9 protein-coding genes are annotated in these 12,926 nt (G+C 60.5%); 2 read left to right on the forward strand and 7 right to left on the reverse strand.

The window, feature by feature from the left end; genetic code table 11:
* Window positions 1–47: 47 nt before the first annotated feature.
* From PFLQ2_RS05565 to PFLQ2_RS05555, 3 genes are all read right to left on the reverse strand, one after another.
* Window positions 48–1,202: a mandelate racemase family protein gene (locus PFLQ2_RS05565; RefSeq protein WP_003185265.1), complete on the reverse strand. Its 1,155-nt coding sequence runs from the start codon at window positions 1,200–1,202 to the stop codon at window positions 48–50.
* A 540-nt stretch (window positions 1,203–1,742) separates the two neighbouring features.
* Window positions 1,743–1,970 (reverse strand): membrane protein, encoded by a 228-nt coding sequence (locus PFLQ2_RS05560; protein WP_003185268.1) that lies wholly within the window; start codon window positions 1,968–1,970, stop codon window positions 1,743–1,745.
* A complete protein-coding gene (locus PFLQ2_RS05555; protein ID WP_003185270.1) occupies window positions 1,967–2,479 on the reverse strand; it encodes a type VI secretion system amidase effector protein Tae4 in 513 nt (170 codons plus the stop codon). The genes PFLQ2_RS05560 and PFLQ2_RS05555 overlap by 4 nt, the downstream gene beginning before the upstream one ends.
* 176 nt (window positions 2,480–2,655) lie before the next feature.
* Between PFLQ2_RS05555 and PFLQ2_RS05550 the strand changes: the two genes are divergently transcribed.
* Complete coding sequence (locus PFLQ2_RS05550) at window positions 2,656–3,651, forward strand: TRAP transporter substrate-binding protein (protein ID WP_003185272.1); 996 nt, start codon at window positions 2,656–2,658, stop codon at window positions 3,649–3,651.
* 134 nt (window positions 3,652–3,785) lie between these two features.
* Window positions 3,786–5,693, forward strand: coding sequence for an alkaline phosphatase D family protein (locus tag PFLQ2_RS05545; protein ID WP_003185274.1), 1,908 nt, complete (start codon window positions 3,786–3,788; stop codon window positions 5,691–5,693).
* A gap of 49 nt (window positions 5,694–5,742) precedes the next feature.
* Here PFLQ2_RS05545 and PFLQ2_RS05540 read toward each other — a convergent pair whose 3' ends face one another.
* The 4 genes from PFLQ2_RS05540 to PFLQ2_RS05525 all read right to left on the reverse strand — a co-directional run bounded on the left by PFLQ2_RS05540 (window position 5,743) and on the right by PFLQ2_RS05525 (window position 12,631).
* Entirely contained in the window at window positions 5,743–6,243 is a 501-nt protein-coding gene (locus PFLQ2_RS05540; protein WP_003185276.1) for a methylated-DNA--[protein]-cysteine S-methyltransferase, read from the reverse strand.
* 189 nt (window positions 6,244–6,432) lie between these two features.
* On the reverse strand, window positions 6,433–9,168 hold the full coding sequence (locus tag PFLQ2_RS05535) for a LuxR C-terminal-related transcriptional regulator (protein WP_003185278.1): 2,736 nt from the start codon (window positions 9,166–9,168) through the stop codon (window positions 6,433–6,435).
* 216 nt (window positions 9,169–9,384) lie between these two features.
* Window positions 9,385–10,749, reverse strand: coding sequence for a DUF1329 domain-containing protein (locus PFLQ2_RS05530; RefSeq protein ID WP_003185280.1), 1,365 nt, complete (start codon window positions 10,747–10,749; stop codon window positions 9,385–9,387).
* Window positions 10,750–10,774: 25 nt separating this feature from the next.
* On the reverse strand, window positions 10,775–12,631 hold the full coding sequence (locus tag PFLQ2_RS05525) for a DUF1302 domain-containing protein (protein ID WP_003185282.1): 1,857 nt from the start codon (window positions 12,629–12,631) through the stop codon (window positions 10,775–10,777).
* Between the last annotated feature and the right edge of the window lie 295 nt (window positions 12,632–12,926).

Genomic DNA, 12,926 nt, shown 5'->3' on the forward strand with positions numbered 1-12,926 from the left:
AAAGACTTGTCGCCCGGGCAGCTATTGGCCTCGGACGTACCGCACGGTCAATGTCGAGACAAGGTATTGGCCTCGATGTACGCGAAGTTGATGTCCTCACCCAATCCAGGCCGATCCGACAGGTGCACATAACCGTCGGCATCCATGGGATCGACGATGCTGTTGAGGTGCGCCGGGACGTCTTCATAGTCGAGGAACGGATGCAGCAGGCCGCGCTCGTACCAGCGGCAGTTGCTGATGGCCCCGACCACCGCCAGGTTCGCCGCGCCATTGCCGTGCACTTCGCAGTCCATGCCGAATGATTCGGCCAGGTGCGCCACCTTCAGGCACGGCCCGATGCCACCGACCCCGGCCACGCCGGCGCGCAGGATGTCACAGGACTTCTGCGTCACCCAACTGGCGCGGCTGTGAAACTTGCCGGCGATGCTTTCCGGGCCTAGCACCGGGATGTCCAGGTTGGCGGCCAGCCAGGCATAGGACTCGGCGGAATCTTCCATCATCGGCTCTTCGAACCAGGCGAAATTCAGCTTCTCCAGCGCCTTGCCGATGGTCAACGCATCCATGCGGCTGTACCAGTGATAACCGTCGAGCATCAGCGCGATGTCCGGCCCCACCGCTTCACGCACCGCGGCGCAGGCCTGGATGTCCATTTGCGGATTCGGTGCGAAGGAAATCGGCGGCATCCAGGTGTGCAACTTGATGGCTTTGTAGCCGCGCTGGACCAGCTTCTCGGCGAACTGGCCGTATTCGTCCGGCGTGGACAGGCCTCCGGGCAAATCGTCGCCGCACATCGTCGAACCGTACGCCGGGACCTTGTCGCGATAACCACCAATCAACTTGTGCACCGGCAACTTCAGCTTGCGCCCGGCCAGATCCCACAGCGCTTGCTCCACCAGCGCCAACGCCCGATCGGTGAACTGCCCGGCACTGCCGCGCTGCCAGTGCGCCAGGTCTTGCCAGATGCTCTCGCGATCCATCGGGTCGCGACCGATCAGCACTTTGCGCACGAAGGATTCGATGATGTGCGGGCGAATCAATTCAGGCGGACCAAAGGCATATCCCTCACTGCCGTCATCACAGCCGATTCGCAGCAGGGCCATTTTGATCATGACCTCATCGCCGGGGTGGGCGTGGCCGGCGCTGTCTTGAGCGCGGCGCGAAGGGGTGGAAAAAACTTCGACGTGTACGCCTGTGATTCGCATAGAGAAGTAAACCCTGAGTTGTTTTTATTTGTATGTCGTCATACAACTTTTCGGATTATTCTGATGTTTCGAGTGAGCTGTCAACCCTGAAATTCAACAAAACATGCGATTAAATGGGCTTCACTTGAAAGGAAAGGTCATTTCTGCGTGTGAAATCCACAAATGTCGTCATACCACAAACGCAAAAAGGGTTACCACTTGGCGCAGGAAGGAACGGTGACCAGGAGGCAAACAAATGGAGCTGGGGGCTAGAAAACCCTGTGGGAGCGAGCTTGCTCGCGATAGCGGTATGCCTGGGCCGATGATGTTGAAGGTGCTGCCGTCATCGCGAGCAAGCTCGCTACCACAGGGGCCTATGGCTGGCACAGCGTCTGTGCCAGCCATAGGCACGCAGGGTCAGGTCAGAAGGGGGCAGGAAATCATCCTGGCGATTTAGACGGGGCTCGCCTCGGTAAATTCGAATCTCACCTTGCCCAGGGAGGAGTAGCCCAGGATCGCCCCAGGACTGCCTCACATGTTGATGCAAGGCGTCGACCGCTGTCAGATTCGGGGGTTGCGTCGGCGATTCCAGAGCACGCCCACCACCGCTGCGATAATCAGCACCCCGGCATTACCGAACAACCAGATTGCAAAGTTACGGCTCTGATCCGCATCGCTCTCGTAAAACGGTCCAAAGTAGTTGCCAACCGCTATGAAGACCAGATTGAACGCCCCAACGGCCAGGGCAATGATCAGGAGGACAAACAACGCTCCCTTGATGAAGTTCATATGACCCTCCAAAACCATATGTCTTTGGAGTCATGGAAATCCGAGAACGTACCTTCGATTGAAAAACCCATTTGTATGCGCACGTAGCTCATCCAATCGGTCAGACGCCGACCATTCCATAGGTCGATGTGATCACCACTGCGACCAGCGCTGGTTTCATTGGCACGACGCCAGAAATCCTTGAAAAAAATAACCCCCTGCTGACCTTTCAGGTCTTCTTCGAAGGCTTCGCTTTTGACTTTCTTCATCGGCTGCAAGCCAGGAATCCTGGCGCGGATCAAGGCGCTGGCAAGCTCTTCAGCGGCCAGGATGTGCCCTTCGCTTTTGGCGTGCTGCCAACAATGGCGCACGCTTTTGAGCTGGCTCATGTCGGCACCGGCGCGGCGCAGGGCTACGCCGAGGTTGATCGCACATTGGTCACTGAAGTTTTTGATGCCTTTATCTCTACAGGGTGCGGCGTCACCGTATATCTGCGGATGGCTATTCCATAATTTATCGAATGTAAACATCCTGCTCCCTTCCCTAGGTTCTCGGCTCTGAGGGCGTAGCCTAGCAGATGCCGATCAGCACTCCTGCATCGAACCCCTGCAGTCGACAGTTTTTCCCCTAGACTTGCAGCTGTCCGCTGTACGCCGGGTTTTGAATGGGCCCGTACGATAAAGACGAATAAAAAGGGAAACCCGCAATGCTCAAACCTATATGGAAAACGCTCCTCTGCGCGCTCGCTCTCGTTGCATGCGGCACAGCCATGGCGGCCGAGCCGATCGTCATCAAGTTTTCCCACGTGGTGGGCGAGCAGACGCCCAAGGGCCAGGGCGCGCTGATGTTCAAGAAGCTGGCGGAAGAACGGCTGCCGGGTAGAGTGAAGGTCGAGGTATACCCCAATTCCACGCTGTACGGCGATGACAAGGAGATGGAAGCGTTACTCCTGGGGGATGTGCAGATCATTGCGCGGTCGCTGGCCAAGTTCGATCAGTACACCAAGGCAGTTCAGTTGTTCGATTTGCCGTTTTTGTTTGACGACATCGCCGCGGTGGATCGCTTCCAGCAGAGCCCCGAGGGTCAGAAGCTGCTCAAGTCCATGGAAAGCAAGAACATCACCGGCCTGGCCTATTGGCACAACGGCATGAAGCAGTTGTCGGCCAACAGACCATTGCGCAAGCCCGACGATGCCCGTGGCCTGACCTTTCGCATACAGACTTCCACTGTGCTGCAAGAGCAATTCAAGGCGGTGGACGCCAAGGCGCAGCCGATGATTTTCTCGGTGGTGTTCCAGGGCTTGCGGACTGGCCTGATGAACGGGACGGAAAACCCCTATTCGAATTTTTATGACCAGAAGCTCAACGAAGTGCAGAAGTACGTCACCGAGACCAACCACGGCATACTCGACTACATGCTGATCACCACGTCAGACTTCTGGAACGGCCTGCCGCAGGACATCCGTACCGAGCTGGAAAAGATCGTGGTGGAATCCACCGCCTACGCCAATAACGAAGCACAGCGACTGAATCAACAGGACAAGCAGTTCGTCCTGGATGCCAAGACCACCGAGATCATTGCCCTCACGCCGGAGGAACGCAGCGCGTGGCGCGACAAGATGAAGCCGGTCTGGGCGAAGTTCGAAAAGGACATCGGGCCGGATTTGATCAAGGCGGCCGAGGCTTCCAACACAGCCCAGTGACGTCGCCAGGCTAACACTTTCCTGTGGCAAGGGCGCTTGCTCCCTTGCCACAAAGTGCCCGCCCCCCCATCCCCAGCTGCACAGCACATTGCGCTATGATCCCCGCCTTCCCCTGAACAGAGCTTTTACCCCTGATGCTGTCGCCTGCCCCTGACATCTTCACTGCCCTGCCCCCTGTTCTCGTCGGCCCGCTGTTGCGGCGGCTGGAACCCTCGCGGCTGGTGATGTGGCTAGTAGGTACGCGACCCTTGGCGCTGACGCTGCGGGTGGACGGCGTCGGCGATCTTGAGCTGGATGCGCCGCGTTGCACAGTGGTGCCGGTGGGGCAGCAGGCGTTCGTGCATCTGGTCGATGTGCGCCTCGACACCCCGCTCCCCCGGGACGTGGTGATTGATTATGACCTGCTGGTGGATGGCGAGCCCATTGCCGCATGGGCGCCCCACTTGCTATATGGCGAGGCGCAGCGCCCGAATTTCATACTGCATTCGCGCATCGACCAATTGGTCCACGGTTCCTGCCGCAAGCCCCATCATCCAGCCAACGATGGCCTGCTCTGCGTCGATCGTCTGTTGGCTGGGAACCCGGCGCATCGACCGGCACTGTTGATGATGAGCGGCGACCAGGTCTATGCCGATGATGTCGCCGGGCCGATGTTGCGAGCGATTCACGCGCTGATCGGGCGGCTCGGGTTGTTCGAGGAATGCCTCGACGGTGCCGTGGTGGAAGACAGCGCCAAGCTTTATCAGCACCCGGCCAGTTATTACCATCGCGCCGATTTGTTACCCGCGCTTGAGAGCAACGAAACCCTGCGCGAGCGATTTTTCGGCGGTGCGCGTAAGCCGATTTTCACCAGCAGCAGCGCCGATAATCACTTGGTGACCTTCGCCGAAGTCATGGCGATGTATCTGCTGGTATGGTCGCCGATACCGTGGATGCTGATCGATCCGCAGCCGCCCGAACTCACCGCTGAACGGCGCCAGCGCTACGACTTGGAACAGCAACGCATCGAGGGCTTCAAGGCCGGACTGGGCGGCGTGGCGCGGGTGTTTGCGCACCTGTCGTGCCTGATGATTTTCGACGATCACGACATTACCGATGACTGGAACCTGTCCGCGCAATGGGAGGAAACGGCCTACAGCCATCCATTCTCCAAGCGCATCATCGGCAATGCGTTGATCGCTTATTTGCTCTGCCAGGGCTGGGGCAACAACCCGGATGCCTTTGCCGACGTGATCGAGCAAACCGTGGCGTTGAGTGACACCGCCCGGGATCGCTACCTCGACAGCAGCTCCCAGGACAAACTCATCGGCACCCTGCTGGCTTTCCAGCAATGGCATTACCTGTTGCCGAGCACGCCGGCGCTGGTGGTGCTCGACACCCGCACCCGGCGCTGGCGCAGCGAGAACAATCTCAAGCAACCTTCCGGCCTGTTGGATTGGGAAGCCCTGAGCGAATTGCAGCAAGAACTGCTGGATCATCCTTCGGCAATCATCGTCTCACCGGCGCCGATCTTCGGTGTAAAGCTGATCGAGACCGTGCAGCGGGTGTTCAGCTGGTGCGGTTATCCGCTGCTGGTAGACGCGGAAAACTGGATGGCCCATCGCGGCGCGGCCCAGGTGATCCTGAATATTTTCCGGCACTCGCGCACACCCGGTAACTACGTGGTGCTGTCGGGTGATGTGCATTATTCCTTCGTCTATGAGGTGTTGATCCCACACCGCAAGGGCGGCCCGCGTATCTGGCAGATCACCAGCAGCGGTATCAAGAATGAATTTCCCCCCGCGTTGCTGGAATGGTTCGACCGCCTGAACCGCTGGCTCTATTCCCCGCGCTCGCCCCTGAACTGGTTCACCCAGCGCCGGAGCATGCGCATCGTCCCCCATACCCCAGAACACGCCGAGGCAGGCGAGCGGTTATGGAACAGCGCGGGGATCGGCCAGGTGTTTTTCAATGAACAGGGCCAACCCACGCAGATCTACCAGCACAACGCCAACGGCCAACCGCCGACACGCATGCGGCCACCCAAATCGCCTCCGACCTGAAGCTGTCGATGCTTGCCCATTCCCGAGGGATTGGGACGGGCTTGGCGGATCAGAACGCCAATTGCAGGGTTTGCTGGCCTTCGAGACTGAGCAGGAACTGTTTGGCGGCCAGGCCACCCGCAAAGCCAGTGAGGCTGCCGGAGGTGCCGATGAGGCGATGGCAGGGGGCAATGATCGAGATGGGGTTCCGGCCATTGGCCGCGCCGACCGCCCGAACCGCTGTCGGCTGGCCGATCTGGATGGCGATGTCGCGGTAGCTGCGGGTCTGGCCGAAGGGGATGGTCAGCAGCGCCTGCCAGACCCGGACCTGGAAATCAGTGCCGACAAAGTCCAGCGCCAGTTCGAAACGAGTGCGCTGGCCGGCAAAATATTCCATGAGTTGGCGCTCGGTTTCCTTGAGGGTCGGGTGCTCAATATCTTCTTCCAAAGGCCCCAGGCGCACGCGGTTGAGCCGCTCGTTTTCCCACAGGATCGCGGCCAGCTTTGTCTCTCGGGCGACGAGGATCAGTTGGCCTACGGGGGATTGGATGGTTTTGTAGAGGGGTAGCATCGAGTGTTCCTTATCGCGAGCCAACCGCTTTGTGGCGAGGGAGCTTGCTCCCGCTGGGGTGCGAAGCGCCCCCAAAACCGGGCGACGCGGTGTATCAGGCAAACATGTTCGCTGCCTTGGGGTTGCTGCGCAACCCAGCGGGAGCAAGCTCCCTCGCCACGGGCTTGTCTTTGCTTGAACAAACGTCGCTTACCCCAACAACCCCAGCTCCTTCGCCCGTGCAACGGCCTGGGTGCGACGTTCCACACCAAGTTTGCTGTTGATGTGGCTGGCGTGGGTCTTGACGGTGTGCAGCGAGATGAACAACTGCTCGCTGATTTCCTGGTTCGAACAGCCTTGGGCAATCAATTGCAGCACCGCCCGTTCGCGGCTGCTGAGGGTTTCGATGGGGGCCGACGGGTCAGCGGACGGACCCGCCACCGACGGCAAGCGTTCGAGCAGATGCTCACGCAAGGTGCTGGGTGGGGCGGCGAGCAATTGCTCGCGCAGCCATTCACGATGCTCCCCCAACAACCATTCGAAAGGTTGCAGCACGCCACCGGCGGCCGCTTCGAAGGCCTGGGCCAGGGTGCGGCGGGCTTCGGGCTCACGACCAACGCTCAACAGCAGGGCGATTTTCTGGTTGAGCGCCATTACGCAAAGCATCTGCCGGCCGGTTTGCTGCCCATGCTCAAGCAATGCATTGAGCCGTCCCTCGGCGAGCATCGGCTGGCCGCGAATGGTCTCCAGCACCGCCTGCTGCAGTTCGACATGCAGCGGCAACTGAGGATGGAATTCCGGCGGTGCCGCAGCCTGCTCGCCGGTGTAGGTCTGGCCCAACCGCGCCAGCCAGGCCTCAGCCAAGTCAGTTCTGCCCTGGGCAAGCCACAGCTCGCACTTGACCAGGGTAATCATCGCCAGATAGTAGATCGGCGGCACATCCCAGATGTGCATCAGGCGCTCGGCTTCGGCCAGTTCGGCAAAGGCCCGGGCGAATTCGCCACGGTAACCTTCGATACGGGCGATTACGCAGTGGCCGATCAGTACGCTGATGTCACGGCAGGCGCGAGCTTCGGTTAGGCCGGCCTGCAACCGCGCCAAGCCAGCCTGGGGCTGCATACGCAAGGTCAGCAGGAACCCTTCGTACAAAATCAAACGCGCCCGCACCGCATAAAGCCGCTGGGGCGATAATTTGTGCAAACGTTGCAGCCCCTGGTGCACTTCCTCCAGCGCTCGCAGGATTTCGCCCCGCGCCTGCAACACCCGGGCGCGATCGTAATGGGCCAGGGCCTCGAACAGCGGATTACCGACTCGCTGCGCCAGCTCCAGGGAATCACGATTCAGGTTTCTGGCGCGCCACAGATCACCGTCGGCAATTGCCAGGTTCGATAGCGTGGACAGGCACATCAGGCGTTGGCCGTAGCGTTTTTGCGGCAGGCTTTGCAGGGCTTCGCTGCAGTAGCGCACGGTGGCTTCACGGTCCCCGCGGCCACGGGCGACGATCCCGCTCAGGGCCAGCCATTGGGCGAGCATGGATTTCTGCGCCGTGGCCGACGGGGCCGGCAAAAAACGACTCAAATGCGCAGCCAGTTCTTCGGCGGCGTCCAATTGGCAGGCCAACCCCAGTGCCCAACTGTAGAGCACGATCAGCCGCGGTGTGCTGATAAGCAGGCTGTCTGGCAAATCCATCTTCCAGCGCAGCAACATGCCGACGTTCTGCTCGGCCAGCAGTTGCTCCTCCGACAGGTTCTGCACCAGGTTCGCCGCCACATCCAGGTGCCCGGCCCGCAGCGCCTGCTCCACGGCTTCGTCGATCAGGCCCTGGGCGTTGAACCAGCGACACGCCCGCAGGTGCAGGGTCGCGGCCGGCACCATGGCCGGCGCAGTGGGACGACTGCGCAGCAAGTCGGAAAACAGGTGGTGATACCGATACCAGTGGCCGTGCTCGTCCAGCGGCACCAGGAACACCTGGTGGGCGGCCAGGTAATGCAGGATTTCAGCGCTGTCATGGGCTTCGCGCACGGCGTCGCATAATTCGCTGCAAAAGCGATCCTGGGGCGCGGTGTCGTAGAGAAAGGCCTGCACTTCGGCGGGCAGGCAGTCGATGACTTCCTCGAGCAGGTAGTCGCGAATCAGCCCTTCCCCACCATGCAGGGCCTGGGGCAGCAAGCCTTCAGGGCCTGCTTCGGACGCCGCCAGCAACCAGAAGCGCAGCCCCGCCACCCAGCCTTCGCTGCGCTGGATGAGGCTTTCCAGAGCTTCTCCACGCAAGGAGCTGCTGTGATGCTGCAGCAACGTCAAGGCCTCGTCGTGGGTCAGGCGCAGGTCCTGTTCGTTGAGTTCGAGCAATTGGCGCGACAGGCGCAGGCGCGCCAGGTGCCAGTCCGGGCGCTGGCGGCTAGTCACCAGCACCAACAAACCATCTGGCAAGTGAGTAAGGAAAAATTGCAGGCAGCGATCCAGCACCGCGCTCTGGGCCAGATGGTAATCGTCGAGCACCAGCAGCAAGGGATCGCGGGGCGATAAATGGGTAGACAGTTCATCCAGCAGGCCGTCGAGCCATTCTTCGAAGGCAAAGGGTTGATGGCGTTGACGCATCTTCAGCAACCCCAACGCCCGGCCGCCCAACTGTGGAAAAAACGCCTGGAGCCCTTCGAGCAGCCGCTCCAGGAAACGCCCCGGATCGTTGTCCCGGGCGCTGAGCCCCAGCCAGAGACTGCGCCAATGGGCCGGCAGGCCTTGGCAAAACTCCACCGCCAAGGAGCTTTTACCGAACCCCGCCGGGGCACTCACCAACAGCAATCGCCCCCCGAGCCCGGCGCTCAGACGCTCGCACAACCGCGGCCGCACCACATGGCCGTCGGGCAAGGGCGGGCGGTAGAAACGCCCGTCCTGGACCGCGATGGCCGCGCGGGCGGAATCCGGAAGTGAAGACAAATTAGTCATGGCCGGCTCTTGTTGAGATGCGAATGGCGGCGTTGCAGATGTCCGCAGACTAGCGGTAAACGAGGAGGTATTGAAGGGAGTGCTACAAATGGCTACAAAAAGACTACATGGCGATTGCCCTTGAAGGTGCCGGGTTTGTATTTAAATCTTTCTCCAAAAAAAAGCCCCGAACCAGGTCGGGGCGTTTCTTCGAGGATGCGGCCTCGGGTAAACGGTTTAGCGGATGCCGTCCTGGCGCAGTGCGTTGGGTGTGAAGTCGGCGGTGGTGGCGGTGAAGCCGAAGTCGTAGGCCGATTTCTCTTCGTTCTTCATGCCCAGTGCCAGGTAGCGGCCGGACTGCAGGTCGTAGAGGGTTTCCAGGGCGTACCACGGCACTTGCTTGTCGTAGTAGTTCTCGGCATGGGCCTCGGCCACGCGCCACAGTTGGCCACGACCGTCGTAATGGTCGATGACCGCCGCTTGCCAGGTGTCTTCGTCGATGAAGAAGTCACGCTTGGCGTAGATGTGGCGCTGGCCTTCCTTCAGGGTCGCGGTCACGTGCCAGACCCGGCGCAACTCGTAGCGCGTCAGGTCCTGGTTGATATGACCGGCCTTGAGGATGTCGGCGTACTTGAGTTGCGGCGAATCGATCTTGTAGCTGTTGGCGGCGATGTACAGTTCTTTCTTGCCTTCCAGCTTCCAGTCGTAGCGGTCCGGCGCACCGTTGTACATGTCCAGGTTGTCGGAAGTCCGCAGGCCGTCGGCGGCAGTGCCCGGGCCGTCGTAGGACACCTGCGGTGCACGGCGCACGCGGCGCTGACCGGCGTTGTAGACCCAGGCCGAACGGGGCTCCTTCACTTGGTCGAGGGTTTCGTGCACCAGCAGCACGCCACCGGCCAGGCGTGCCGGCGCGGTCACTTGCTGCTTGAAGTAGAACAGGATGTTGCCAGGGTTGGCTGGATCGAAATCTTTCATCTTGTCGCGGAACACGAACTGGTCGCGGAAATACACCAGGCTGTAGGAGCCGTTGGGTTGCGGCGTGGCCTGGGTGACCAGGCGCGTCACGCTGCCACCGCGATAACGGGTGATGTGGTTCCAGATCACTTCCACACCACTTTGGGGAATCGGGAACGGCACGGCCGTCTCGAAGTTCTCCAGGCCGTTACCGCCAGACACCAGCTTGGTGTTGACCGCATTCTTTTTGATGGAGGCGTACACCTCATCCGGCACCGTGGCGCCGCGATGGGTCGGGTAGACCGGCATCTTGAAGGTTTCTGGATAACGCTTGAACATCGCGTACTGGCCCGGTGCGAGCTTGTTCTTGTACTGCTCGACGTTCTGCGCGGTGATGATGAACAGCGGCTTTTCGCTGGCGTACGGGTCGGAGAGGAAACCCTTGCTGTCCACTGAACCGGCGTTCTTGGCCATGGGTTTCCAGGCCGAGATCGAACCATCGGCGTTACCGGCCATCTCGGCGCCCATTGGCGTCAGGCTCTTGCCCAGTTTGTCGGCCTCGGCGGCAGGCACTGCCGCCATGACGCTGGCGGCCAGCAGGGACAGCCCGAGAACACCGACCTGCAATAGACTTTTTGTTATTTTCATAGTGTGTCGTCCTGAAATACGGTGCTTAGAAGGTCACGCCGACGCTAAGCGCCAGGAAGTCGCGATCGTCCACGGTGCTGAAGTCGCCACCAAAGAAGTTGGTGTAGGCCAGGCTGGCGTTGTAGGTGTTCTGGTACTCGGCATCCAGCCCGAGGCTGACGGCTTTGCGGCCTTCCTCGAAGTTGCCGCCAGGGCCTGGCGAGTAGCCTTTGACGTCATGGGACCAAGCCACGTTGGGCTTGAGGTTCACCCCGGCGAAGACGTCCGGGTATTCCCAAATGGCGCGTGCGCGGTAGCCCCATGAGGTGGCGGTGGTGAAGCCGTCGTTGTTGCAGTTGCTGTTCACGTCGTTGATGGTCTGGCCGCCCCCCGCCGCAGTGGAGGTGTTGAGCGAGTTGCAGAAACCGTTAGGCAATTCGCCCGGCCCGAATACCGGATCACGGCCGTAGCGAGCGTCGGATTTGCTTTCCAGGCCACCAACATGGGTGACCCCGATTTCACCGACCAGGGTCAGGCGGCTGGCGCCCATGACTTGATCAAGAAAATGCGTGAAGGTGGTCTGGAATTGGGTGATCTCTTTACGGCGATAACCGTGCAGATCCTGGCCTGGTGTGCCCTGGAGCACCGATGCATTGCCAAACCCGGGAAGCGGCGTCACACCGGCGAAAAGAATGTCGGTGGTGCTCAGTTGCACCGGCGCATTCGGACGATAGCTGAGCTCGCCGCTCCAGGCCGTACCGGTAGGCAGGGTCGTGGAGAAGCTGAGGCCATACAGGCGGATATCTTCTGGGTACTCGACGAAGTAATTGGAATTACCCGCCACGATCAGAGGGCGCAGCGCCGCAATGGGCCCGGCGGTGTAGAACTGCTGGGCAGCACCCTGGGCGCTGAAGATCGGCGCACGGCTGTGGTAATTCATGAAGTAGGCACCGAACTCGGTGTCCAGTGGCTCGAACATGTACTTCAACGAGGCGCCCCATTGGCCGCTGTCGCGGGCATCGCGGTCCGGACCACGACGCACCAGCACGCCTTCTTCGTTGATGTTGACGCCTTGGCCCTCCAATATCGGGAGGACAACACCCGGAAGCGGAACGCTTGAGCGTTTGTTCAGCACCCGCAGGTTGTCGTTACAGCCATCGGCGATCACGTCCGGCTGGGAGAAGAACGTGCCGCAGTTATCGACGACGGTCTGGTCCCATTCCAACTGATAGAACGCCTCGGCCGACAGGTTGTCGGTCAGGCTCTGGGACACATAGAACATGTTGACCGGGATCAGGCCTTCCTTGATCTCGGCACCGGGACGACGGAACGCCGATACGTCGACCGGGTTGATGGAGTTGATGCCGCCCTGGATGAAGGTACTTTCACCCCAGCTGACTACCTGCTTGCCCAGGCGGACCGAGCCCGGCTGATCGGCAATGGCGTAGTTGTGGTAGACGAACGCATCGAGAATCTGCCCGCCGGAGGACTTGGCGCCTTCCTTGCGGTTGTTGTCGCTGATGTCCTTGTACAGGCGGTTCTCGTCCTTGAGTTCAAAGTCGTACCAGTACTTGCCGCGCACGAACACACCGGTATCGCCGTACTTCAGCTCCAGATCGTGGATGCCCTTGAAGATCTTCGAGAAGGTTTCCCCGCGCTTGAAGTTCAGGTGGCCGTCATCGGACGTCTGCGACAGGCCCTTGCCGCCGTTGTTGACACCGATCAGGTCCCGGTTGGCCTTGGCCGTGGACCAGCTCGCGCCCACCGACAGGGACGAGTCGAACTGGCCCTCGATTTCACCGATGTTGAAACTGACACCGAATGCTGGCCCGGCGAGCGAAGAGGCGAGACTGACCGCCAGAGGCAGTTTTGCCCGGCGCCAGAACGTGGTTGCTGAGGTCATCGACGCTACTCCATGTGCTTTATTGTTATGGCAGTGGACATTCCAGGAACACTTCGACGGCAGGGAACGGCAGCGTCCCGACATCCATCGAAGTCGCAACGCCCTTTCGTGCGTGCGCCCCGTTCTTGAAAATCCGTGAGCGGACTATAGCCAGCAGGTAGTACGGCTTGATCCCTCTAAAGTGTGATTTGCAGCCCTCAACCACTCTGGGACAGTCCTTTCGCCAGGCCGACTGGTGTCGGCACGGCAAGGATGGCTGAAATTTTCGGTTTGACAAGGCAAGCGCTTGCTTGGT

Origin of the sequence: Pseudomonas fluorescens Q2-87, from assembly GCF_000281895.1 — a bacterium.
In the GTDB taxonomy this organism is placed as follows: Bacteria; Pseudomonadota; Gammaproteobacteria; order Pseudomonadales; family Pseudomonadaceae; genus Aquipseudomonas; species Aquipseudomonas fluorescens_S.

What these genes read in the sequence shown, in the direction of transcription:
- PFLQ2_RS05565 (WP_003185265.1), bottom strand. Translation starts at nt 1,202, where the DNA reads ATGCGAATCACAGGCGTACACGTCGAAGTTTTTTCCACCCCTTCGCGC.
- PFLQ2_RS05560 (WP_003185268.1), bottom strand. Translation starts at nt 1,970, where the DNA reads ATGAACTTCATCAAGGGAGCGTTGTTTGTCCTCCTGATCATTGCCCTG.
- PFLQ2_RS05555 (WP_003185270.1), bottom strand. Translation starts at nt 2,479, where the DNA reads ATGTTTACATTCGATAAATTATGGAATAGCCATCCGCAGATATACGGT.
- PFLQ2_RS05550 (WP_003185272.1), top strand. Translation starts at nt 2,656, where the DNA reads ATGCTCAAACCTATATGGAAAACGCTCCTCTGCGCGCTCGCTCTCGTT.
- PFLQ2_RS05545 (WP_003185274.1), top strand. Translation starts at nt 3,786, where the DNA reads ATGCTGTCGCCTGCCCCTGACATCTTCACTGCCCTGCCCCCTGTTCTC.
- PFLQ2_RS05540 (WP_003185276.1), bottom strand. Translation starts at nt 6,243, where the DNA reads ATGCTACCCCTCTACAAAACCATCCAATCCCCCGTAGGCCAACTGATC.
- PFLQ2_RS05535 (WP_003185278.1), bottom strand. Translation starts at nt 9,168, where the DNA reads ATGACTAATTTGTCTTCACTTCCGGATTCCGCCCGCGCGGCCATCGCG.
- PFLQ2_RS05530 (WP_003185280.1), bottom strand. Translation starts at nt 10,749, where the DNA reads ATGAAAATAACAAAAAGTCTATTGCAGGTCGGTGTTCTCGGGCTGTCC.
- PFLQ2_RS05525 (WP_003185282.1), bottom strand. Translation starts at nt 12,631, where the DNA reads ATGACCTCAGCAACCACGTTCTGGCGCCGGGCAAAACTGCCTCTGGCG.